The sequence below is a fragment of the Prodigiosinella aquatilis genome (genome assembly GCA_030388725.1).
GTDB classification, from domain to species: Bacteria; Pseudomonadota; Gammaproteobacteria; order Enterobacterales; family Enterobacteriaceae; genus Prodigiosinella; species Prodigiosinella aquatilis.
The window spans coordinates 2305570-2329206 of sequence record CP128857.1 but is presented as its reverse complement, the minus strand read 5'-3'; the positions used below and the strand labels follow the sequence as shown (position 1 = coordinate 2329206).

Here is a 23637-nt window from a genome sequence, read left to right as displayed (position 1 = left end):
GCGTCGAGAATACCAGTGGTAGCATTCCGTGGTAGAACGTTTATTAATCAAGCTTTATCGGTCACTGCAATATCTTCATTTTCAGCACGCCTGGCATAGCGCTGTGCCAATGCAGCACAAACCATTAGTTGAATTTGATGAAATATCATCAACGGCAACACCATTGCCCCAACCGCAGCAGCAGGAAATAAAACATTCGCCATTGGGATCCCATTGGCCAGGCTCTTTTTCGAGCCACAGAACACAATTGTGATTTCATCTGCCGTGCTGAATCCCATTTTACGGGCCACCACCGTGTTGATCACCAGAACAATCGATAACAACACTATGGAGCAAACGACGACAGATAACAGAGCCCAGCCATCAATCTGCTTCCAGATGCCTTGCACGACCGCTTCACTGAATGCGACATAAACCACCAGCAATATAGATGACCGGTCAGTAATATTTATCCATTTCCGGTGGCGCTCCACCCAATGGGCAATCAGCGGACGGGATAAATGCCCCACCACGAAAGGCACCATCAACTGCATGATGATCGAGCCAATCGCATGCAGCGTATCGGTTTTCCCGCCCTGAGAGTGCATCAGTAATCCCACCAGAACCGGCGACAAAAACACGCCCAGGATGCTGGAAGCTGACGCACTGCAAACCGCGGCGGCGATATTACCTCTGGCCATTGAGGTATACGCGATGGCGGATTGCACCGTTGCAGGCAAGGCGCATAAATAGAGGAAGCCAAGATACAGTGTTGGTGTCAGTACGCCAGGAACCAAAAAAGACATACCGATGCCCAACAATGGGAAAAGAATAAACGTGCTACTGAAGACGACCAGATGCAAACGCCAGTGGCCAAGGCCTGAAGTAATTGCCTCGCGAGACAGTTTGGCGCCATGCATAAAAAACAGTAATGCAATGGCCGCCGTAGTCAGTCGCTCGAAAAACACCTTCGCAATCCCTTCACAAGGGAAAAATGATGCAGTAACCACCACCAGAATTAAAACCAGTAAAAACTTATCAATTCTCAAGCGTTGTAACCATGCCATAGCCAGCTTATATCCTATGCGATAAAAAGACAGACAACCCTAGGATCATCTGCCTAAACAAAACGTTAATATCGACAATAAAAAGCAGAATCGCTAGCTATTTTTAAGCGTAACCGTTTTTTTCTGTTCATAGGAAATCAATCCCAGCTCAATTAACTCCATCACTTTGATAGCTTGATATATTGGTACCGGATTTTCCCCTTTTCCAAGTAGCGCATCGCTCACCGCTGCATAATAAGCTGGATAGTTACCCGGTATGGTAGGTACATTCTGTTCAGTAACAGCACCATCACGGTATAACGTTAGCACGCCATCGCGTTTGTCCTGCCCCCAATCTGCGTGTGCCTCTGGGCGCTCACCCGCTTTCAGACGGGCTTCCTGCGGATCCAGCCCGTACTTCACATAACTACCGTGGGAACCATGAATGATGTAACGAGCCGATTCTGCCGCCGCCAGCATACTGGCATGCAATACGACACGACGTTGCGGATAAATCAGCGTGGCATGAAAATAGTCGATGGACTTACCACCTGGACGTAACTGGGCCATATCCGCCTGAATCGCTACCGGCATACCAAACAGTTGCAGTGCCTGATCCAACACATGAGGACCTAAATCGTACCAGATGCCGCTGCCCTCACTACCATCTTCACGCCAGCGTTGCCGTATTTCCGGGCGATAGCGGTCAAAATGGGATTCCATGTAGATGACATCCCCCAGAATTCGGGTGTGCAGCAAACTCTTCAGCGTCAAAAAATCGCTGTCCCAGCGGCGATTATGAAACACCGAGAGTAACTTGCCGACATGTTCTGCCAACAGATTCAGTTCATAGGCTTGTGACAACGTCACAGTAAAGGGTTTGTCTACCACGACATGTTTACCCGCTTCCAGTGCCTGCTTGGCCAATGGAAAGTGCGTATCGTTAGGGGTTGGAATGACGATTAAATCAATGCCAGGATCGTTGAGCAGTATTTGCGGATCAGGTACAACCCGCATCGCTGGCCAATCAGTATGGACTTTGCTGGCATCACTGCTGGAAATCGCCGCCAGTTCCATGCCGGGTGTTGCGGCAATTAACGGCGCATGAAACGTTTTACTCGCATAACCATAGCCCAGTAACCCCACACGAATAGTATCAGCCATAAAAATTCCCCTTAGCCTGAGAACCTGCCCGACAGGTTCTTATTTACGGTCATGAAAACTCAGTATATACCTGTCATCTTTCAAGTTGCAGGTATTGGCGTTACTCCCCGGCTAAGGCATGTTTTTTGGAATTCACTGTAAGCAACATTCAAATCTGCTCCAGGCGGATCAAATCACGTCGGCAAAAACATCAGGACTTATTCGATTGTGGATTTCCACATTTTGATATCGATGGGAATACTTATGTTTCTATAAAAATTTATTTATTAGATAGCGCTATCATGTTGTTACCACCCGTACCCCTTTACTCTCCTCCACTTCCCAGTTAGCGGCGACGGTGATTTTCTCTGACAGATGATTAATTTCACTGTTGCGGCGGCGAAAATCACTGGGGCTGACACCCACACGTTTACGGAAAACACGGGAAAAATAGAGCTGATCGTCATACCCCACCACCCGACCGATGTTGGCAATGGACTCCTGCGTCGTCTGCAACAGAAGCTTGGCACGGATGACTCGCTGATCTTCACGCCAACGCAATATATTGATTCCCACCTGTTCGCGGAACAAATGCGCCAACCGTGACGGCGATAGACAAACATGCCGGGCAACTTCATCAATTCTCAATTCATCCGACAGATTACTGGTAATAAACTGACAAGCTTCGATCACTCGAGGATCCATGATTCTTTGCGGACTGAGCGGGTCTTCCTCCATCGCACGTAGCAATAACCGCTCGAGCAGATTCATCGCCAGTTCTTCCGAAAAACGACGTCCAGACTGATGGGTTTGCTCAATACTGGCAAATAGCTGGTCAAACTCTTTTAACAGGTGCGCCGGCAGGCTCAATCGTCCAACATCGCAACTCTTGCTGTGCCATTCCAGCCAATCCGTCCAGTAAGCCCGGGGACGAAAATAAACCCAACGATGATACCAGCAGTCATTATCAGGTGAGCGTCCATAATAATGACGCGATTTGGGTGGGAACAAGAGCAGGTCGCCAGAATTGCAATAGAACGTATTATCGCCATCCAGCACTTTTCCCTGTCCTTTAATGGTCAGGTTAATGATGTATCCTTTCATGCCGTCTGGACGATCGATAAAAAAATCCAACGGCCCACCTGCCAATATCGGTGTTAACCCTGCCACCAGATACGCGTTAAACGAGTAGCCGGGTAGCAACGGATTGGACTGAGATTCATGCGCCAAGCGGTGATACATTAAGCCTCCCGATCATACCGGGTAAGAGTGTACTGATCACGCCGATAGCGCTCAAGGTGCTATCGGCGTCTATGTTGTTAAGCATCCTTCTGCCAATAACTATACTGTCTTCTTCGAGAGTTGTTTGTAACGGTCAAAGATTACCGCCGCCAACAGAATCAAACCACGTACCACATACTGAGAAAACGGCGAAATGTTCAACAGGTTCATGGCATTTTCTACTGTTCCCAGAATCAGGACCCCGGCGACCACATAGGAAATCTTGCCAATCCCCCCTTTTAATGACACCCCACCCAATACACAAGCGGAAATAACAATCAGCTCATAACCGATGGAAGTCATTGGCTGACCACTGGTCATACGAGATGCCAGAATGATGCCAGCCGCCGCAGAAACCAGTCCTGACAACCCAAAAATAATGATTTTGGTACGCACGACGGGGACACCGGCCAGACGTGACGCTTCTTCATTACCGCCAATGGCCAATGTATTACGACCAAATGTGGTTTTATTAAGCAGCAATCCAAATATGATCATACAGCCGATAGTAATCCAAATAGGCGCTGGCAGCCCTAACCAGTTGGCATAACCAAGCGCGAAGAAACGTTCGTCTTCAATCCCAACCGCTTTACCATCAGAAATAATGTATGCAAGACCACGCACGATCTGCATCGTCGCCAGAGTAGTGATCAGTGCATTAATTTTCAGTCGGGCGATAACAAAACCGTTCAGCAGACCAAATGCCACCCCCAGTAACAAACCCGCCGCAATACCCACCAATAAACTGCCACTGAAGTTAATTACCACGGCAGTGGTTACCCCAGCGCAAGCAATTATCGAAGCAACCGACAGGTCAAAATCACCGGAAGCCAGGCAAAACAGCATACCGCACGCTACCATGCCAGACATGGAAACCGCCAGCCCCAGCCCTTTCATGTTAATAAACGACCCAAAATTGGGAACAAACACAACACATGCAATAAATAACACTGCAAAAACCACCAGCATGCCGTAATTATCCCAGATACGGGATATCCCGATGCCACTTTTGATGTTCTTCTCAGGTGTGGTAGACGTAACCGTTGACATTATTATGCTCCTTTGCGGTTAAGCAACCGCAGAATCAATAGCAGGGGTTTGTAACATCGCCAGACTCAATGCTTTCTGTTCGCTGGCCTCATCGTGCAGGAGTTCACCGGAAACGGTACCTTCACGCATCACAACAATGCGATCCGCTAATCCAAGCACTTCAGGTAAGTCACTGGAAGCAAACAGGACCGCGATCCCTTGCTTGGCCAGCGTATAAATGACGTGATAAATTTCATGCTTCGCTCCCACATCGATACCGCGGGTCGGTTCATCAAGCATGATGACGCGCATCTCTTCCGACAGCCAGCGGCCCAAAATAGCCTTTTGCTGGTTACCGCCGGAAAGATTCATGATCAACTGTTCTGGTGAAGGTGTTTTAATATTCAGCGCTTTGATTTGCTGATCTGCATTTTCGGCTTCCCAGCGATTATTAATAAGAAAACCACTCTTCACGCTTTTACGGCGCGCACTGATATTGATGTTATCGCGCACCGAATGTACCGGGATGATACCGTCTGCCTTACGATCTTCCGGGCAAAGCATCAGCCCCTGGGTAATTGCATCAATCGGCGAGGTAATTCGGACCGGTTGCCCATCCAGCAACACTTCTCCCCCGGTAATCTTCGTGGCGCCAAACAGTCCTTTCATTAATTCACTGCGGCCCGCACCAACCAGTCCGAACAATCCGACAATTTCGCCACTGCGTACACTGAACGATATGGGAGATTTCACGCCTTCGGCTTTTACCTCATGCAGGGTCAGACGTTCTTCACCATGTGCACGAGCTTCATATCCATAGATATCACCAAGATTACGGCCCACCATGGCTTTAACCAGCGACTCATGACTGGCCTGTCGTGTATCCTCGAACGTTTTCACATAACGGCCATCCTTGAATACGGTAATGGCATCGCTGAGCGTAAAGATCTCTTCCATACGATGTGAAACATACAAGATGACCCGGCCCTCACTACGCAACTCACGGATCACCCGGAATAATTGTTCAATTTCGCGGGCAGATAACGAACTGGTCGGTTCGTCAAAGGCAATGATTTTGGCGTTTCTGGCCAACGCTTTGGCGATTTCCACCATCTGCCATTGGCCGATGGAGAGATATTTCAGCGGGGTATCAGGATCAATGTCCAACCCCAGATGTTGCAGTTGCAACCCGGCTTCATAACGCAGAAGGGATTTATTCACCATCCCGCCTTTATGAGGTAATTGCCCCAGATAAATATTTTCTGCGACTGTCATCTCCGGTATCAGATGCAATTCCTGATAAATAATCGCCACACCGGCGTTTAGCGCCTCCATGGTGTTATTAAAATGGACAGGCTCGCCCTTAATACGAACTTCTCCCTGTGATGGGGTATAGTTACCGCTCAGAATTTTCAACAGCGTTGACTTTCCGGCGCCGTTTTCACCCATCAACGCATGGATTTGTCCTGCATGGCAGGAAAAACTGATATCGTCCAGCGCCTTAACACCGGGAAAGTTTTTACTAATCCCGTGAAACGATAAATAGGGTGACTGTGCTGTCATTTCGGCTTCCTCATGGTTAACGCCTGTGATTACCCTTGTCGGGCAAACACGGCAGCCCTTCGGTTACGGATCGTGTTTTTTAGTATTGTTATAATCCGCTGATCAACGATCTTGACACCAACACTGGCGTTTAGCTTGCCAGCGTTGGCGCCATACCATCCTGTCTCTGATTACATCAGGCCTTTTTTCTTCAGCTCGACTTTAAAGTTGTCGCGCGTAATTAACACCACGTCCGTCACTTCAGTGAATTTCGGCGGCGCTATACCTTTGGTCACCCAGTTAAACAGCATCTGGATGCTCTTATAGCCGTGGATGTCCGGGCTCGGCAGCAGAGAACCATAGAAGCCGGTGGCTTTATCTTTGGAAAGTTCGCTGATCGCATCCACACCATTAATCCCGATACCAATGACATTCTCGGGCTTGAAGCCTTGTCCTTCTGTCGCGCGTACGCCACCCAGGACCGTATTGTCATTCATCCCGACTATCAGCCAGTTTTTCACTTCAGGGTGCTGTACCAACATAGAGTTAGCGGCATCAAATGCCCCAGGGATATCGTTGGATTTAGTCGGAACCTGATAAATCTGTTTTGCCGGGAAACCGGCGGCTTTCAGCGCATCCATCGAACCAGTGGTACGGCGGCGGGCCGTATCAAGTTCATCGGCTGTGATAGCCATAACCGCCGTGTCTGCCACTTTCCAGCCACGTTTATTCATCTCTTTCCACAGTTCCTGGCCCTGGCGCTCACCAATTTTGGTAGCCGCCATCATGACCAGGGGAACATTGGTCATCGGTTTGCCATTCGCACCAACAAACTGATCATCAACAGCGATCACTTTCAGTCCATAGCTACGGGCTTTCGCCACAATTGCAGGCCCCAATTTCGGATCAGGAGTACAGATAACAAAACCTTTCGCGCCATTGGCTGCCAGGCTATCAATAGCATTCAATGTTTTTTCACCATCCGGTACAGCAATCTTGATGACTTCAAAACCAAGATCTTTGCCAGCCTTATCAGCAAACTTCCATTCGGTCTGAAACCAGGGCTCTTCGGGTTGCTTGACCAGAAAACCCAATTTCAGAGTTTCCGCTATAGCTGATTGTGACATAATTGCTGTCAGTCCAATCACCGCTAGCGCTTTAGTGAATTTATGCATGGTCTTCTCCGCTGTTTTTTTCTCTATAACACTTCAATGATTTAAAGTGTGTAAGCGTTATTAGTAAGGTAACGTCGGTCTGAACAACGTAAAAATGCACTGATTTATTGAGGTTGAGATATTCAGCATCGCTCAGACGCTGTTTGTTTTATCTGTTATCTTCACCAAGAATGGAGAGCGTTATCACAGAAGAGAACTACAGCTGGTTTATGCATACATTTAGCGAATTTAACCTAGCGTTAACTTTTGACAGACGTCACAAAATGATTAGTGGTGACAGAAAAATGCATACATCTAGCTAACGGCTCCTCACGTCATGCCGACGTCCTGTCTATCGTAACTAACAGTTAAAATAGAATTAACAGGAGCAGAAAGATGAGTGCGGGTGCGATTACCATTGGTCTCGACTTTGGCAGCGACTCAGTACGTGCCTTAGCCGTCGACTGTCAAAGCGGGCACGAGCTCGAAACAGAAGTTATCTATTATCCGCGCTGGCGCCTGGGACAGTATTGCCAGCCTGCCAATAACCAATTTCGCCATCATCCTTTGGATTACATAGAATCACTGGAACAGGCCATTCGTGTGGTGGTATCACGGCTTTCCGTGGCTCAGCGTCAACAGATTGTGGGTATCGGCGTGGACTCGACCGGCTCAACCCCTGCGCCGATCGATGAACAGGGCGAGATTCTGGCCCTGCATCCAGAGTTTGCCGAAAATCCCAATGCCATGTTTGTGTTGTGGAAAGATCACACAGCAATAGAAGAAGCGGAAGAAATCAACCGTTTGTGCCGTAGCGGACAGTTCCCGGACTATAGCCGTTACATCGGTGGTGTTTACTCATCGGAATGGTTTTGGGCCAAGATTCTACATGTTTCTCGGCAAGACCCTAACGTACGGCAGGCTGCGGTTTCCTGGATTGAACTGTGCGATTGGGTACCCGCGTTACTATCAGGAACCACGGCACCACAACACATCCGCCGTGGACGTTGCAGTGCCGGACACAAATCACTCTGGCATCCTGATTGGGGTGGCGTTCCGCCAAAAGCCTTTCTGGAAGCGTTGGATCCCTGCCTGACAGAACGACTGCAATACCCGTTGTTTACCGATACCTGGACAGCCGACCTCCCCGTGGGGAGAATCACGCCAGAATGGGCGCAACGCCTGGGCGTCCCGGAAACAGTGATGCTTTCTGGCGGAGCATTTGACTGCCATGTCGGCACGGTAGGTGCTGGTGCTCAACCTTACACACTGGTTAAAGTCATTGGCACGTCTACTTGCGATATTTTAATCGCGGATGAAGCTACAGTGGGTGAAAAGACCATCGCTGGCATCTGCGGCCAGGTCGATGGTAGCGTGGTGCCAGGCTATATCGGGCTGGAAGCCGGCCAATCCGCTTTCGGTGACATGTATGCCTGGTTCGGTCGGTTACTGGGTTGGTCACTGCAACAGGCGGCTAAAGATCATCCTGAATTAACGGCCCAGATGGAAGCGACTCAATCCAAATTGCTGGAGCGCCTTACCCAAGACTGGGCAGCCAATCCGACACTGGATCATCTACCGATTGTGCTCGACTGGTTTAACGGTCGTCGTACTCCTTTTGCCAATCAGCGACTGAAAGGTGTAATTACCGATCTGAATCTGGGTACTGACGCCCCTACACTGTTTGGCGGTTTTATCGCCGCGACTGCCTTCGGTGCACGCGCCATTATGGAATGCTTTGAATCACAGGGCATTCCCGTAGAGAACATTTTGGCGTTAGGCGGCATTGCCCGTAAATCACCCACCATCATGCAGGTCTGTACCGATGTTATGAACCGGCCATTGCAGATTGTCTCTTCCGATCAATGCTGTGCTCTGGGTGCCGCTATTTTTGCCGCCGTAGCCGCTGGCATTCATGCCGATATTCCAACGGCTCAACGTCATATGGCCAGCAGCATAGAGCAGACATTGACACCAGACAAACACCGTGTAGCCCGTTACCAGCAATTGTATGAACGTTATCAACAGTGGTGCCAAATGGCTGAACCCGCTTACCGCGCCACATCAAAACCCGGGGCCTAGTCAGCCAACAACCGTATATAGACGATTACATTTCCCTCTGGGATAAGAAACAGGAGTTATCATGGATCACTTTAAGCAGCTTGAGGTCTGGTTTGTTATTGGCAGCCAGCATCTTTATGGCCCGGAAACTTTACGTCAGGTAAAAGAAAACGCCGAAAAAGTGGTAAACGGCCTGAACAGAGACGCCGCACTACCGGTTAAACTGGTGCTCAAACCGTTAGTCAAAACCCCGGATGAAATCACTGCGTTATGTCGTGATGCCAATTATCAGGACAACTGTATCGGTTTGTTAACCTGGCTGCACACCTTCTCTCCCGCCAAGATGTGGATTGGTGGTCTAAGCATTCTGAACAAACCCTTGTTGCAGTTCCATACCCAGTTCAACGCCGAAATTCCGTGGGATACCATGGATATGGACTTTATGAACCTGAATCAGACCGCGCACGGAGGTCGGGAATTCGGTTTCATTGGTGCCCGTATGCGCCAGGCGCATCAGGTCATCGTCGGTTACTGGAAAGATAAAGCCGCCCACGAACGTATTGCCCAATGGATGCGTGTCGCGTCCGCTATTCAGGAAAGCAAACAACTGAAACTGGCCCGTTTTGGCGACAACATGCGTGAAGTTGCGGTGACAGAAGGGGATAAAGTTGGTGCGCAGATTCAGTTTGGTTATTCCGTCAGCGCCTGGGGATTGGGTGATCTGGTTGGAGTGATAGACGATGTCGGCCAAGGGGATATTGATGCTCTGATTGAAGAGTATGAAGCAACCTATACCCTGACGAGCGCCGTGCAACTGCATGGTCCGAAACGCCAGAATCTGCTAAATGCCGCACGCATCGAACTGGGGATGAAACGTTTTCTGGATCAAGGCGGATTTAAAGCGTTTACCACTAACTTTGAAAACCTGCATGGTCTGAAACAGTTACCGGGTCTGGCCGTTCAGCGCTTAATGCAACAAGGTTACGGTTTCGGTGCCGAAGGTGACTGGAAAACAGCAGCACTGCTGCGCATCATGAAAGTGATGTCCCAAGGTTTAAGCGGCGGCACCTCGTTCATGGAGGATTACACTTACAACTTCCAGCCGGGAAACAATCTGGTTGTCGGGTCACACATGTTGGAAGTGTGCCCCAGCATAGCGAAAGAACCCAAACCCATTTTGGATGCCCAGCATCTGGGAATTGGTGGCAAGGAGGACCCCGCTCGCTTGATCTTCTCTGCTCCGGCAGGGGCGGCTCTGAATGCCAGTCTCATTGACCTGGGTGATCGCTTCCGCTTGCTGGTGAATGCCGTGGATGCGGTTGAACAGCCACACCCACTGCCAAAACTACCCGTCGCCCGAGCTATCTGGCAGGCACAACCCTCACTGGAAGTGGCGGCCGAAGCCTGGATTATCGCCGGTGGTGCGCATCATACGGTGTTCACTCAGGCCTTGAGCCTCGATTACCTGCGGATGTACGCGGAAATCAATAATATTGAACTGGTAGTGATCGACAATCAGACCAGCCTGTCTGCACTTAAAGATGCGCTACGCTGGAACGAAGTCTATTACAAACTGTGCAGCCGATAAGACAACCGGCCATTAATAGTCAATAAACCCGCGGTATATTCAGGGGTTATCATCATGAGGCATCGGTTATCGGTGCCTCACCTTGCTGATTCATGTCGGCCACATACCAAAATCAATCGGCTGTTTTGCGGCTTAACCGTGTCTTACTACCAACGGCTACCCCATTATTTTCCATTACTTCTGACAATCTCTCGATCTAGCGGTTTTCTTTTTAGTTGCCATTGACGGCAGCCGTGATACTTTTTCACCTTTATTTCAACAACAAACAATGTATCCTCTCTCTCAAAAGAATCTCTCAGCCGAATATCCCTACATTAGGTAATGTTGTCGAATGACGGACAATGCCTGATAATATGCCGGTTTTGTTTCTTAGGCACTGCAATGACCGATTACGCACTTTTATTTGTTGGCACCATCCTGGTCAATAACTTCGTTCTGGTGAAGTTTCTGGGACTCTGCCCATTCATGGGAGTTTCCAAAAAGCTGGAAACTGCTATCGGGATGGGACTGGCTACCACCTTTGTCATGACGCTGGCGTCCATTTTTTCCTGGCTGGTAAATGCCTTTATCCTGCTGCCACTGGATTTGGTCTATTTGCGGACACTGGCGTTCATTCTGGTATTCGCCGTCGTCGTTCAGTTCACCGAAATGGCCGTGCGTAAAACCAATCCGGCGCTTTATCGCCTACTCGGTATTTTCTTGCCGTTGATTACCACCAACTGCGCAATCCTCGGCGTCGCTCTGCTCAACGTAAACCAGTCACACAACTTCTTTCAGTCCGCCGTATATGGTTTCGGTGGCGCAGTCGGCTTCTCGCTGGTACTGGTGCTATTTGCCGCCATTCGTGAACGTATTGCCGTTGCAGACGTTCCTGCGCCGTTCCGCGGCGCGTCCATTGCTTTGGTTACCGCTGGGTTGATGTCTCTTGCCTTTATGGGCTTTACCGGTCTGGTGAAATTCTGATGAGCACTATCTTCATAGCCATGATGGCATTAAGTGCTCTGGCGTTAGTGTCCGGGTTAATTCTCGGCTTTGCTTCCCGCCATTTTAAGGTAGAGGAAGATCCGATTGTCGAACAGGTGGAAAACATGCTGCCGCAAAGTCAGTGCGGTCAGTGTGGCTATCCTGGTTGTCGCCCTTATGCACAAGCCATTGCCTTGAATGGTGAGCAAATCAATAAATGCGTACCTGGCGGCGAACCGCTGATGTTGAAACTGGCGGAGCGGCTGAATGTTAAACCACAACCGCTAGCCGATGCGGTGTCCTCACAGAAACCCGAACGTAAAATTGCCTGGATCGACGAAAACAATTGTATTGGTTGCACCAAGTGTATTCAGGCTTGCCCGGTCGATGCCATTGTAGGCAGTACCCGCGCCATGCATACGGTAGTCAGTGATTTGTGCACGGGGTGCGATCTTTGTGTTGCTCCCTGCCCGACCAATTGTATTGAATTACGACCTGTCGCTCCGACACCAACAAGCTGGAAATGGGATCTCAATACCATTCCGGTGCGCCTTATCCAAGTAGAAAACCATGTTTAAGCTGTTCTCAGCCTTCAGAAAAGACAGAATTTGGGACTTCGAAGGTGGAATACATCCTCCGGAAATGAAAACGCAGTCCAGCCGAATTCCTTTACGCCAGGTTCCGTTACCGGCATATTTCATCATTCCGCTCAAACAGCATCTCGGACCAGAAGGTGAACTGTGCGTTAGCGTCGGCGATAGCGTACTGCGTGGTCAGCCGCTGACTCGTGGCGTGGGAAGAACGTTACCGGTACATGCACCAACATCAGGCACAGTTAATGCCATCCGCCACCATATGACGGCACATCCGTCAGGGCTATCGGAACTCAGTATTATTATTATCCCGGATGGAGAAGACCGCTGGGGAGAACGCCAGACTATGACAGATTATCGTCACTCCTCCGCGGACACCCTGTTGGCACATTTGCATCAGGCCGGTATCGCCGGACTGGGCGGCGCCGGTTTTCCTACTGCCGCCAAATTACAAGGTGGGCTGCCTGGTATTGAAACCTTGATTATCAACGCCGCCGAATGTGAGCCCTACATCACTGCGGATGACCGTCTGATGCAGGAGTGTGCGGATGAAATTGCGCTGGGTGTAGATATCCTCGATCATTTACTACAGCCGCAACGCATTCTGCTGGGCATTGAGGACAACAAACCGGAAGCGATCACGGCACTAAAACAGGCATTTCAAAACTACCCCAACATTCAGATACGGGTTATTCCCACTAAATATCCTTCCGGCGGTGCCAAGCAACTGACAAAAATTCTGACCGGGAAAGAGGTGCCTTTCGGCAAACACTCCTCCTCTATCGGTGTACTGATGCAAAATATTGGAACGGTATATGCGATTAAACGCGCCGTAATAGAGGGAGAACCATTGACTGAACGGGTCGTCACGCTGACAGGGGAAGCCCTGCGCCAACCCGGCAATGTCTGGGCGCGTCTTGGGACACCGGTACGACATTTGCTGCGCCACGCCGGGTACCATGTTAATAACGCACGCCCGATGGTAATCATGGGAGGCCCGTTGATGGGCTTTACCCTGCCTGCACTGGATGTTCCCGTTGTAAAAATCAGCAACTGCATTCTCGCCCCCTCCAGTGATGAGTTTCAACCGCCGGAAGATGAACTCGCCTGCATTCGTTGCAGCAAATGCGCAGATGCCTGTCCGGCGGGATTATTGCCGCAACAGCTCTTCTGGTTCAGCCAAGGTCAGGAGCACGAAAAAGCCCGTAACCATCATCTGTTCGACTGTATTGAATGTGGTGCCTGTGCTTATGTCTGCCCCAGCAATATTCCACTGGTACAATATTATCGTCAGGAAAAAGCGGAGATCAGAGCGCTGGATCAGGACACCCAGCGTGCGGCACAAGCCAAAGCCCGTTATGAAGCCCGTCAGAGCCGCTTGGCACGGGAGAAACTAGCGCGTGAACAGCGTCATAAACAGGCAGCATCCACCACGCCAACGACAGATAAACAGGCAGTGATAGCCGCGCTGGAAAGAGTTCGTAACAAACAGACTGCGCCGACACTACAAATGGCTATCCCCATTCAGCCAGGCCAAACACCGGATAACCGAACCATTATTGCGGCCCGGGAAGCACGTAAAGCACTTGCACGGGAAAAGCAGGCAGAAAAATCGGCAGATACAATAACCGACTCCGTAACGACGCAGCCTAAAGCTGCTGTGGCTGCGGCGATTGCGCGTGCCAAAGCACGCCAGGCTGAACAACACATTCAGCCATCGACCACAACGGCCGCTATGTCACACGAATCTCCCCCATCGACGACCGATCCTCGTAAAATAGCGGTTGCCGCCGCAATCGCCCGGGTGAAAGCCCGTAAAGCCGCGCAGGCTCAGAACGGCGTTGATGAACCGAAGAACTGCGCAGAAGACGCTCTATCACGGGTAAATCAGGCGGAGAACCGTTCGTCGTCAACGGAAAACATACGCGATAAAGCACGAACAGTTGCTCAACAGCGCGAAGTCATTACTCGTAAAGAAGCAGAACTCGTCACGATCCCTCATGACGACGGTATTCTTGCTGATCCGCGTAAAGCGGCGATCGCCGCCGCGATCGCACGAGTAAAAGCCCGAAAAGCCATACAGGCATCGCAAAAGTCTCAAGAGGAATAAATGGCTTTTAAAATAGCGAGTTCCCCGTTTACCCACAATCAGCAGACAACCCGTAATATCATGCTGTGGGTCATCATGGCCAGTATTCCCGGTATAGCGACCCAGGTTCATTTTTTCGGCTACGGAAACCTGATTCAAATCGGGATTGCCATCGTCACGGCATTTATAGCAGAAAGCCTGGTATTGTCGCTCAGGAAATATCCAGTTGCCGGCACGCTCACCGATAATTCCGCATTATTAACAGCCATATTGCTCGGTATCAGTTTGCCACCATTGGCACCTTGGTGGATGATCGTGCTGGGTAGTGCATTTGCCATTATCATCGCAAAGCAACTTTATGGTGGTCTGGGCCAAAACCCATTCAATCCAGCGATGATTGGCTATGTGGTATTGCTGATTTCTTTTCCAGTACAAATGACCAGTTGGCTTCCTCCGGCAGGATTCCAATCCGTGCCCATCGGTTTTCACGATACCTTGCTGGCCATTTTTACCGGCCACGATGCGTCAGGCATGGCGGTTCAACAGCTTATTCAAGGTGTTGATGGGATCACCCAGGCGACACCGCTGGACGCGATTAAAACCGGGTTACGTTCTGGCCATTCCGCTTTGGTTATCCTGCAACAACCGTTACTCAGCGGTATAATTGCTGGGCTGGGCTGGCAGTGGATTAACCTGGCGTTCCTGCTGGGTGGCCTGTTCCTGCTGCTGACCAGAATCATCCATTGGCACATTCCATTCAGTATGTTACTGGCACTTTCCCTTTGTGCGCTGATCGGTTGGTTAATCAAGCCGGAAACCTGTGCGCCACCCATGATGCATTTGTTCTCCGGCGCCACCATGTTAGGGGCGTTTTTTATCGCTACCGATCCGGTTACTGCCTCCACCACTAATCGAGGCCGCCTTATTTTCGGTGCATTGATAGGCGTGCTGGTATGGGTCATCCGCACTTACGGCGGATATCCAGACGGTGTGGCTTTTGCCGTTTTGCTGGCCAACATCACGGTGCCATTGATTGATTACTTCACCAAACCGCGGGCATATGGCCATCTTCGCTAAGGAATCATTATGTTGACGACCATGCGTCGCCATGCTGTGACGCTGGCGATATTTGCCGCGCTGACCACGGGTCTAACGGCTGTGGTTTATCACCTGACCCAAAACGCCATTTCCCGGCAAGTACAGGAACAGCAAAAAATGTTGCTGGATCAGGTGATTCCTGCGACGCTTTATGACAACGATCCTTTGCATGAGTGTTACGTTGTCACTAATAATGCCCTGGGCAACACCGACCCCCATCGGGTATTCATCGCCCGTAAGGGTGGTCAACTCATTGCTGCCGCACTGGAAAGCACCGCACCTGATGGCTACTCTGGTTCCATTCAGTTACTTATTGGCGCTGATTTTCATGGTACGGTATTAGGCACCCGGGTGATTGAGCAGCATGAAACGCCTGGATTAGGCGATAAAATTGATATTCACGTCTCGAACTGGATCCTGAGTTTTACTGGCAAAACAGTACAGGGACAAAATGACCCTCGCTGGGCAGTGAAAAAGGATGGCGGAGAGTTTGATCAATTTACCGGAGCGACCATCACGCCTCGCGCTGTGGTTAATGCAGTTAAACGCAGCACGTTATTCTTGAAAACATTGCCGCCACGCCTTGCTACCCTTACCCGCTGTGGAAAAATCCGATGAGTGAGCCTAGAGAACTTTTTATACAGGGATTATGGAAAAACAACTCTGCACTGGTGCAATTGCTGGGATTATGTCCGCTGTTAGCCGTTTCCTCCACCGTCACCAATGCACTGGGGCTGGGGTTAGCGACAACATTGGTTCTGCTGTGTACCAACGTTGCGGTATCGGCACTGCGCCGTTGGGTTCCGGCAGAAGTCAGGATCCCGATTTATGTGATGATTATTGCTTCGGTGGTCAGTGTGGTACAGATGCTGATCAACGCCTATGCCTATGGGCTGTATCAATCACTGGGGATTTTTATTCCCTTGATCGTCACCAACTGCATTGTCATTGGTCGTGCTGAAACATTTGCCTCTCGGAACCCCATAATACCGTCGGCGCTGGACGGGCTGGCGATGGGACTAGGCGCCACCGGAGCCCTCCTCGTGCTGGGCGCCATGCGTGAGATTTTAGGCAATGGTACGGTGTTTGATGGGGCCGATCGCCTGTTAGGGAGCTGGGCCAGCGTATTGCGTGTCGAGGTGATCCACCTTGACTCTCCATTCCTACTGATGATCCTTCCACCCGGTGCGTTTATTGGTTTGGGGCTGATGCTGGCGGGTAAATACGTAATTGACGAGAAACTCAAACAGCGCCATCAGGCGGTACAACACTCTGCGACATCTTCAAAGGCTGAGGCAAAATTATCATGAACAAGGAAAAGCGGATTACCATTTTAGCTCGGCTGCGGGAAAACGATCCTCACCCCACAACAGAGCTTCATTACGCCTCTCCGTTTGAATTGCTGATCTCTGTGTTACTCTCCGCACAGGCGACCGATGTCAGTGTGAACAAAGCCACGGAAAAACTTTATAAAATTGCCAATACACCACAAGCAATGCTGGATTTAGGCGTGGATGGAGTCAAAACCCACATCAAAACCATCGGATTATTTAACAGCAAGGCGGAAAATGTGATAAAGACCTGCCGTATGCTGATAGAGCATCATCAGGGGCAGGTTCCGGAAGACCGCGCCGCACTTGAAGCTCTGCCCGGCGTAGGTAGAAAGACAGCCAATGTTGTACTGAATACCGCTTTCGGTTGGCCAACCATTGCCGTCGATACGCACATTTTTCGTGTATGCAACCGAACGGGGTTTGCACCGGGCAAAAATGTCGAACAGGTAGAAGAAAAACTGTTAAAAGTGGTACCCGCCGAGTTCAGGGTTGACTGTCATCACTGGCTGATTCTACATGGTCGCTATACCTGTATTGCCCGCAAACCACGCTGCGGTTCTTGTCTGATTGAAGATCTGTGTGAATTTAAAGAGAAAACATACGCGTAACGTCGGTTACGCTCCATTCCTCACGCATGGCTCATCAAAACATCGAATTTTATGACCGTCACGTCGTTTTATTTCCTTTTTGTAACTATTACCTAATCAACCAATAATTCTGGTCGATTTATTTTTTTCTATCGTAAATTTAGTCATGAAATGTTGGTCTAAAACCTCTGTTCATTTTATCCAAAACCGATCACTTCCATTTATTTTAGTTAATTCCATATAAAATAAATAAAACAACACATATATCTTGATGAACACCCATAATTGTCAAATAAATTCCGGCATATAGCCAATAGTCAAGATTATTATTCTTAATTAAATTTTATGCTGATTGTTTCAATACAAAGATTCAAGTTAAAACGAAGATACAAAATTAAAATCTACATAACAATTCATTTTTAGTCGTATCACACCTAAAAAACCATATGTAACCAAACATGTCAAATGACTTGCCTGTGTTGAAAATAGGGTCAATATAAGTGCCCTTTGTCCTTCTCATAACAACAAAATCAGATACAGAACAGCTGTATCACGCTTGTTATTTTCTCGCTTAAAAAAACGAGATACCAACAATCAGAGGTTTTTTTAGTGTCTTTAGCAAACAAAAACAACACTCCTTCTGAAAGCATCAGTATGAATGCTTTCAAACAACCAAAGGCGTTCTATCTCATTTTTTCTATCGAACTATGGGAGCGTTTTGGTTACTACGGTTTACAAGGCATTATGGCCGTCTATCTGGTCAAAATGTTGGGAATGTCGGAAACAGATTCCATTACGCTGTTTTCTTCGTTCAGCGCCCTGGTTTATGGTTTTATTGCCATTGGTGGCTGGCTGGGAGACAAGGTATTAGGAACCAAACGCGTCATTGTACTTGGTACAATGACGCTGGCGATAGGTTATGCCATGATCGCCTACTCCGGCCATAATCTATTTTGGGTTTATGCCGGTATGGCAACCATTGCGGTGGGTAACGGGCTGTTCAAAGCCAATCCCGCCGCCTTGCTCTCTACCTGTTATGCCAAGGATGATCCACGCCTTGATGGCGCGTTCACCATGTACTACATGTCGGTAAACATCGGCTCATTCTTTTCCATGCTGGCGACACCTTGGCTGGCGGTACATTATGGCTGGAATGTGGCATTTTCCCTCAGCGTCATCGGCATGATATTAACCCTGGTCAACTTCATGTTCTGCCGTAAGTGGGTGAAGAAATACGGTTCACAGCCCGATTTTGTGCCGATTAATATTCGAAAACTGCTGATGACGCTGGTCGGGATTGTTGCCCTGATCTGTATTTCAGTCTGGCTACTGCATAACCAACTCGTTGCCCGTTGGATGCTGGCTATTATCTCTCTGGGCATTATCCTGATTTTCGCGAGAGAAACATTCCGCTTGCACGGTACGGCACGTCGCAAAATGATCGTCGCCTTTATATTAATGATTGAAGCCGTTGTATTCTTTGTGCTTTATAGCCAGATGCCGACCTCACTTAACTTTTTTGCCATCCGCAATGTTGGGCACTCCATTTTTGGTATTGCCTTTGAACCGGAACAGTATCAAGCGCTAAATCCGTTCTGGATCATGGTTGCCAGCCCTTTTCTGGCGGCAATATACAATAAAATGGGCGATCATCTGCCTATGCCACACAAGTTCGCCATTGGTATGGTGCTCTGTTCCGGGGCATTCCTGGTACTCCCCTGGGGAGCCAGCATGGCCAATGAACAAGGTATTGTTTCGGTTAACTGGCTGATAGCAAGTTATGCGTTACAAAGCGTGGGTGAGCTGATGATTTCCGGTCTGGGTCTGGCGATGGTGGCGCAGTTAGTGCCGCAACGCCTGATGGGGTTCATTATGGGAGCCTGGTTTCTGACTACGGCGGCGGCGGCGCTGATCGCAGGTAACGTTGCCAACCTGATGGCGGTACCAAAAAATGTGGTAGACGCTCATGAGTCACTGGCTATCTACAGTCATGTCTTTCTACAGATCGGTATCGTAACCGGCATTATCGCCATACTCATGCTATTGACCGCGCCGAAGCTGACTCGTATGACGCAAGATGATCACACCACAGAAATAGCGACTGGTATTATCAACATCACCCAGTAAAACTTTCTCATATAAAAAGCCTGAGGTGTATATATCTCAGGCTTTCCATTTTTACTACCTTACTTTACTGGCAAACTAATATCTTTAAACATCAATTCTATTTCTTCATTGGAACGTAATGCAATGGCTGTGTCGACGACATCCCGAGTAAGATGAGGAGCAAAACGTTGAATAAAATCATACATATAACTACGTAAAAATGTACTGCGACGGAAACCGATCTTCGTCGTACTATAGCCAAAAATGCTATCCGCATCGAGGGTCACCAAATCGGGATCAGTCAGTGGATCGACGGCCATATTCGCAATCACCCCCACCCCTAACCCTAACCGTACATAGGTTTTAATCACGTCTGCATCTGTGGCAGTAAACACAATTTTCGGGGTGAGACCTGCACGGTTAAACGCGGTATCCAGCTCTGAACGGCCGGTAAAACCGAAGGTATAGGTCACGATAGGATAGGAAGCCAGTTCTTCAATAGTGATAGTGGTTTTGGACGCCAGTGGATGATCAGGGTTCACCACTACCGCACGGTTCCAATGGTAACACGGCAGCATAATCAAATCGTCATAGAGGTGTAGTGCTTCCGTTGCAATGGCAAAATCTGCCGTGCCTTTTGCTACCGCCTCCGCTATCTGAGTCGGTGATCCCTGATGCATATGCAGAGATACCTGAGGATAACGTTCAATAAAGCCTCTGATCACACTTGGCAGCGCGTAACGAGCCTGAGTATGTGTCGTTGCGACATAAAGCGACCCTTTATCTGGATAAGTATGTTCCCCGGCGACGGCCTTGATGGCATCTACCTTGGATAACACTTCCCGGGCAATACGGATGATTTCCTGACCCGCAGGCGTTACCTGTGTTAAGTGTTTTCCGCTGCGGGCAAAAATTTGAATCCCCAGCTCATCTTCTAACATTCTGACTTGTTTACTGATCCCTGGTTGAGAAGTGTAAAGGCCTTCTGCAGTAGAGGAAACATTCAGGTTGTGATTAACAACTTCAACAATATAACGAAGCTGTTGCAGTTTCATAATATATTCCATCCCAGATTGAATAATGCGCACACCATCTTTAATTTTTTGATCATCACTGCAAAAGAACTCACTTCACCCCTAATAAACGGCATATTTTTTCACCATTTAAATGACATTTAATCATAAAAATATATTTTATATAACCACTTTCTTTTTCGCCCACAGAGAAACTATCAGTATGAAGAAAGCGTTATATTTCTCTCATGACTTTGGTAGCGTATTATCACCCTTGACAGATTACACTCACCTTATGCAGATCAAAAAAGCCAGCCTAAACAGGCTGGCTATAAAGCATTTGGTTTTATTAACCGGGATACCTGAGTCTATCGGCAAAAAAGCTATTTCTTTGTCTCAACCCATTTTCCGTCTACATAAAATGCTGACCATCCAGTAGCCTTACCCTCTTTCTCTGAGGAAACATACTGTTGTTTGGTCTTACGGCTAAAGCGGACCAATGTTTTATTCCCATCGTTATCCGTTATCGGAGCATCAGCCAGATAACGCAGTTTCTCCGGCAACCGATCTTTGAAACGCAACAGCTCTTCGACCAATGGTGCCCGCGTCTCACGAGATTTCGGGAACGTATTGGCGGCCAGAAAAACACCCGCAGCACCATCACGTAGTACAAAATAAGCATCAGATTTTTCACAAGCCAATTCAGGTAGCGGTACAGGATCTTCCTTCGGAGGAGCAACCTCACCACTGCGCAAAATCTTGCGGGTATTACCGCAGCTCTCATTAGTACACGCCATATACTTACCAAAACGCCCCATCTTCAGGTGCATTTCCGAACCACACTTCTCACACTCCACCACTGGGCCGTCATAGCCTTTGAGACGAAACTCGCCGTTTTCTATTTCATAGCCATCACAGGATGGATTATTACCGCAGACATGCAGCTTACGCTGATTGTCGATCAGATAACTATCCATAGCAGTGCCACATTTCGGACAACGACGGCGAGCACGCAGTGCATTGGTTTCGGCTTCATCACCTTCCAGTATGTTCAGCACTTCGGCTTCTGGAATCAGGTTGATGGTGGTTTTGCAGCGTTCTTTCGGCGGTAGAGCGTAACCTGAGCACCCCAGAAAAACGCCCGTACTGGCGGTACGAATCCCCATCTTGCGACCACAAGTCGGGCAATCGATGCTGGTCAGCACCATCAGATTAGGCCGCATTCCCCCCGCTTCCGGTTCCTGCTCAGCGGTTTCCAGTTGCTGGCTGAACTCGGCGAAAAACTCGTCCAACACGGCTTTCCATGCCGCCTGATTGTTCGCGACCTGGTCTAAGCTACTCTCCATGCGAGCAGTAAAATCATAGCTCATCAGCTCGCGAAAATTATCTTCCAAGCGGTCAGTAACAATTTCCCCCATTTTTTCGGCATAGAAACGACGGTTTTCAACCCGTACATAACCACGATCCTGAATGGTGGAGATTATTGATGCATAAGTGGAAGGACGGCCAATGCCACGTTTTTCCAATTCCTTCACCAAAGACGCTTCACTGTAACGCGCAGATGGCTTAGTAAAGTGCTGGCTTGGTAACAGTTTTTCTAATGTCAGTGTTTCGCCCACCTCAACGGATGGCAATGTACGATCTTCATCACCTTTGCGTAACGCCGGAATCACTTTGGTCCAGCCATCAAAACGCAAAGTACGGCCTTTGGCACGGAGCTGGTAATCATCGGCTTTCACCACCAGCGTGGTGGAGTCGTACTGTGCAGGCGTCATCTGACAGGCCAAAAACTGACGCCAGATCAGCTGATACAATTTCTGGGCATCCGCTTCCATATCTTTCAGTTGTTCAGACAAAACCTTGACATCTGAAGGACGGATTGCTTCATGAGCTTCCTGCGAATTCTCTTTACTGCTGTAAAAATTAGGCGACTCAGGCAAATAACGCTGACCGAATTCGTCGCTGATATATCCGCGCACCATATTCAACGCATCCTGACTCAGGTTAGTCGAGTCAGTACGCATGTAGGTGATATAACCCGCTTCATATAAGCGCTGGGCCATCATCATGGTTTTCTTGACGCCGAAGCCCAAACGGGTACTGGCTGCCTGCTGAAGCGTCGATGTAATAAAAGGAGCGCCAGGCTTACTACTGGTCGGTTTATCTTCACGCTCAGCCACGACATAACGGGCTTTTTCCAACAAACTGACGGCTGACTGCGTCTGGACCTGATTGACTGGCTTAAACGGTTTTCCGTTATGGTGCGTTACCTGCATTTGCAGCATGACGTCATGGGCCGTTTGCATCTCGGCGTGAAGTTCCCAGTATTCTTCTGGGACAAACGCCTTTATTTCTCGCTCACGATCCACCACCAAACGCACAGCCACGGACTGCACACGCCCCGCCGATAACCCTCGGGCAATTTTCTTCCATAGCAAAGGCGATACCATGTAGCCTACGACCCGATCCATAAAGCGACGGGCCTGTTGGGCATTAACACGATCGATGTTCAACTCACCAGGGTTTTTAAATGCCTGCTGGATCGCATTTTTGGTGATTTCGTTGAACACCACACGACTGAACCGTTTCTCATCCCCACCGATTATTTCCCGCAGGTGCCACGCAATGGCTTCCCCTTCGCGGTCAAGGTCGGTAGCGAGATAAACATGGTCTGCTTGTTCTGCCAATGTCTTCAGCTCAGAGACGACCTTTTCCTTGCCCGGCAGGATTTCATAATTCGCATCCCAACCGTGATAAGGATCGACCCCCATTCGGTTGACCAGCGCCGATTTTTCATCTTTTTTGACGGCTTTTTTAGTTTTGCCGTTGGTTGAGTCCGAACTCTTCTTACTACCAGAGCCACTGGTTGGCAAATCGCGCACATGACCGACGCTGGATTTCACCACGTAGTCATTGCCTAGATATTTATTGATCGTTTTGGCTTTTGCCGGGGACTCAACTATGACGAGAGCTTTACCCATATTTATGGTTACCTACTGAATTCTTTAAAAAAGTAAAAATCTTCGCAGGC

The 23637-nt window shown here is 49.0% G+C and carries 18 protein-coding genes; 10 read left to right on the top strand and 8 right to left on the bottom strand.

Annotation, left to right across the window (positions count from 1 at the left end):
• Positions 1-47: 47 nt before the first annotated feature.
• The 6 genes from PCO85_10910 to PCO85_10885 all read right to left on the bottom strand — a co-directional run bounded on the left by PCO85_10910 (position 48) and on the right by PCO85_10885 (position 7195).
• Complete coding sequence (locus tag PCO85_10910; protein ID WJV55849.1) at positions 48-1046, bottom strand: bile acid:sodium symporter family protein; 999 nt, start codon at positions 1044-1046, stop codon at positions 48-50.
• A gap of 93 nt (positions 1047-1139) precedes the next feature.
• The gene (locus tag PCO85_10905; GenBank protein ID WJV55848.1) at positions 1140-2189 is read right to left on the bottom strand and encodes an oxidoreductase; all 1050 of its coding nucleotides are present in this window, start codon (positions 2187-2189) and stop codon (positions 1140-1142) included.
• Positions 2190-2468: 279 nt separating this feature from the next.
• On the bottom strand, positions 2469-3410 hold the full coding sequence (gene araC, locus PCO85_10900; protein WJV55847.1) for an arabinose operon transcriptional regulator AraC: 942 nt from the start codon (positions 3408-3410) through the stop codon (positions 2469-2471).
• A gap of 99 nt (positions 3411-3509) precedes the next feature.
• Positions 3510-4499, bottom strand: a complete 990-nt coding sequence (gene araH, locus PCO85_10895) for an L-arabinose ABC transporter permease AraH (GenBank protein WJV55846.1) — start codon at positions 4497-4499, stop codon at positions 3510-3512.
• Positions 4500-4517: 18 nt separating this feature from the next.
• Complete coding sequence (araG, locus tag PCO85_10890; GenBank protein ID WJV55845.1) at positions 4518-6041, bottom strand: L-arabinose ABC transporter ATP-binding protein AraG; 1524 nt, start codon at positions 6039-6041, stop codon at positions 4518-4520.
• A gap of 170 nt (positions 6042-6211) precedes the next feature.
• The gene (locus PCO85_10885; GenBank protein ID WJV55844.1) at positions 6212-7195 is read right to left on the bottom strand and encodes an arabinose ABC transporter substrate-binding protein; all 984 of its coding nucleotides are present in this window, start codon (positions 7193-7195) and stop codon (positions 6212-6214) included.
• Between the two features lie 375 nt (positions 7196-7570).
• Here PCO85_10885 and PCO85_10880 point away from each other — a divergent pair, with 375 nt between their 5' ends.
• The 10 genes from PCO85_10880 (at position 7571) to dtpA (ending at position 19614) form a co-directional block, all read left to right on the top strand.
• Positions 7571-9256, top strand: coding sequence for a ribulokinase (locus PCO85_10880; protein ID WJV55843.1), 1686 nt, complete (start codon positions 7571-7573; stop codon positions 9254-9256).
• A 61-nt stretch (positions 9257-9317) separates the two neighbouring features.
• On the top strand, positions 9318-10823 hold the full coding sequence (gene araA, locus PCO85_10875; protein WJV55842.1) for an L-arabinose isomerase: 1506 nt from the start codon (positions 9318-9320) through the stop codon (positions 10821-10823).
• A gap of 381 nt (positions 10824-11204) precedes the next feature.
• Entirely contained in the window at positions 11205-11786 is a 582-nt protein-coding gene (rsxA, locus tag PCO85_10870) for an electron transport complex subunit RsxA (GenBank protein ID WJV55841.1), read from the top strand.
• Positions 11786-12364: an electron transport complex subunit RsxB gene (rsxB, locus tag PCO85_10865; protein WJV55840.1), complete on the top strand. Its 579-nt coding sequence runs from the start codon at positions 11786-11788 to the stop codon at positions 12362-12364. The genes rsxA and rsxB overlap by 1 nt, the downstream gene beginning before the upstream one ends.
• Positions 12357-14489, top strand: coding sequence for an electron transport complex subunit RsxC (gene rsxC / locus PCO85_10860; protein WJV55839.1), 2133 nt, complete (start codon positions 12357-12359; stop codon positions 14487-14489). The genes rsxB and rsxC overlap by 8 nt, the downstream gene beginning before the upstream one ends.
• Positions 14490-15545: an electron transport complex subunit RsxD gene (gene rsxD / locus PCO85_10855; protein WJV55838.1), complete on the top strand. Its 1056-nt coding sequence runs from the start codon at positions 14490-14492 to the stop codon at positions 15543-15545.
• 9 nt (positions 15546-15554) lie between these two features.
• The gene (rsxG, locus tag PCO85_10850) at positions 15555-16184 is read left to right on the top strand and encodes an electron transport complex subunit RsxG (GenBank protein WJV55837.1); all 630 of its coding nucleotides are present in this window, start codon (positions 15555-15557) and stop codon (positions 16182-16184) included.
• Positions 16181-16876 (top strand): electron transport complex subunit E, encoded by a 696-nt coding sequence (locus tag PCO85_10845; protein WJV55836.1) that lies wholly within the window; start codon positions 16181-16183, stop codon positions 16874-16876. Before rsxG ends, PCO85_10845 begins: the two co-directional genes overlap by 4 nt.
• Positions 16873-17508 carry an endonuclease III gene (nth, locus tag PCO85_10840; protein ID WJV55835.1) on the top strand — a complete coding sequence of 212 codons (636 nt, stop codon included), beginning with the start codon at positions 16873-16875 and terminating at the stop codon, positions 17506-17508. Before PCO85_10845 ends, nth begins: the two co-directional genes overlap by 4 nt.
• A gap of 588 nt (positions 17509-18096) precedes the next feature.
• On the top strand, positions 18097-19614 hold the full coding sequence (gene dtpA / locus PCO85_10835) for a dipeptide/tripeptide permease DtpA (protein ID WJV55834.1): 1518 nt from the start codon (positions 18097-18099) through the stop codon (positions 19612-19614).
• A gap of 59 nt (positions 19615-19673) precedes the next feature.
• Here dtpA and cysB read toward each other — a convergent pair whose 3' ends face one another.
• Positions 19674-20648: an HTH-type transcriptional regulator CysB gene (gene cysB / locus PCO85_10830; GenBank protein ID WJV55833.1), complete on the bottom strand. Its 975-nt coding sequence runs from the start codon at positions 20646-20648 to the stop codon at positions 19674-19676.
• A 341-nt stretch (positions 20649-20989) separates the two neighbouring features.
• Positions 20990-23587 (bottom strand): type I DNA topoisomerase, encoded by a 2598-nt coding sequence (gene topA / locus PCO85_10825; protein WJV55832.1) that lies wholly within the window; start codon positions 23585-23587, stop codon positions 20990-20992.
• Positions 23588-23637: the final 50 nt, after the last annotated feature.

Coding starts and splice junctions, on each gene's coding strand:
- PCO85_10910 (WJV55849.1), bottom strand. CDS start 1,046: ATGGCATGGTTACAACGCTTGAGAATTGATAAGTTTTTACTGGTTTTA.
- PCO85_10905 (WJV55848.1), bottom strand. CDS start 2,189: ATGGCTGATACTATTCGTGTGGGGTTACTGGGCTATGGTTATGCGAGT.
- araC (WJV55847.1), bottom strand. CDS start 3,410: ATGTATCACCGCTTGGCGCATGAATCTCAGTCCAATCCGTTGCTACCC.
- araH (WJV55846.1), bottom strand. CDS start 4,499: ATGTCAACGGTTACGTCTACCACACCTGAGAAGAACATCAAAAGTGGC.
- araG (WJV55845.1), bottom strand. CDS start 6,041: ATGACAGCACAGTCACCCTATTTATCGTTTCACGGGATTAGTAAAAAC.
- PCO85_10885 (WJV55844.1), bottom strand. CDS start 7,195: ATGCATAAATTCACTAAAGCGCTAGCGGTGATTGGACTGACAGCAATT.
- PCO85_10880 (WJV55843.1), top strand. CDS start 7,571: ATGAGTGCGGGTGCGATTACCATTGGTCTCGACTTTGGCAGCGACTCA.
- araA (WJV55842.1), top strand. CDS start 9,318: ATGGATCACTTTAAGCAGCTTGAGGTCTGGTTTGTTATTGGCAGCCAG.
- rsxA (WJV55841.1), top strand. CDS start 11,205: ATGACCGATTACGCACTTTTATTTGTTGGCACCATCCTGGTCAATAAC.
- rsxB (WJV55840.1), top strand. CDS start 11,786: ATGAGCACTATCTTCATAGCCATGATGGCATTAAGTGCTCTGGCGTTA.
- rsxC (WJV55839.1), top strand. CDS start 12,357: ATGTTTAAGCTGTTCTCAGCCTTCAGAAAAGACAGAATTTGGGACTTC.
- rsxD (WJV55838.1), top strand. CDS start 14,490: ATGGCTTTTAAAATAGCGAGTTCCCCGTTTACCCACAATCAGCAGACA.
- rsxG (WJV55837.1), top strand. CDS start 15,555: ATGTTGACGACCATGCGTCGCCATGCTGTGACGCTGGCGATATTTGCC.
- PCO85_10845 (WJV55836.1), top strand. CDS start 16,181: ATGAGTGAGCCTAGAGAACTTTTTATACAGGGATTATGGAAAAACAAC.
- nth (WJV55835.1), top strand. CDS start 16,873: ATGAACAAGGAAAAGCGGATTACCATTTTAGCTCGGCTGCGGGAAAAC.
- cysB (WJV55833.1), bottom strand. CDS start 20,648: ATGAAACTGCAACAGCTTCGTTATATTGTTGAAGTTGTTAATCACAAC.
- topA (WJV55832.1), bottom strand. CDS start 23,587: ATGGGTAAAGCTCTCGTCATAGTTGAGTCCCCGGCAAAAGCCAAAACG.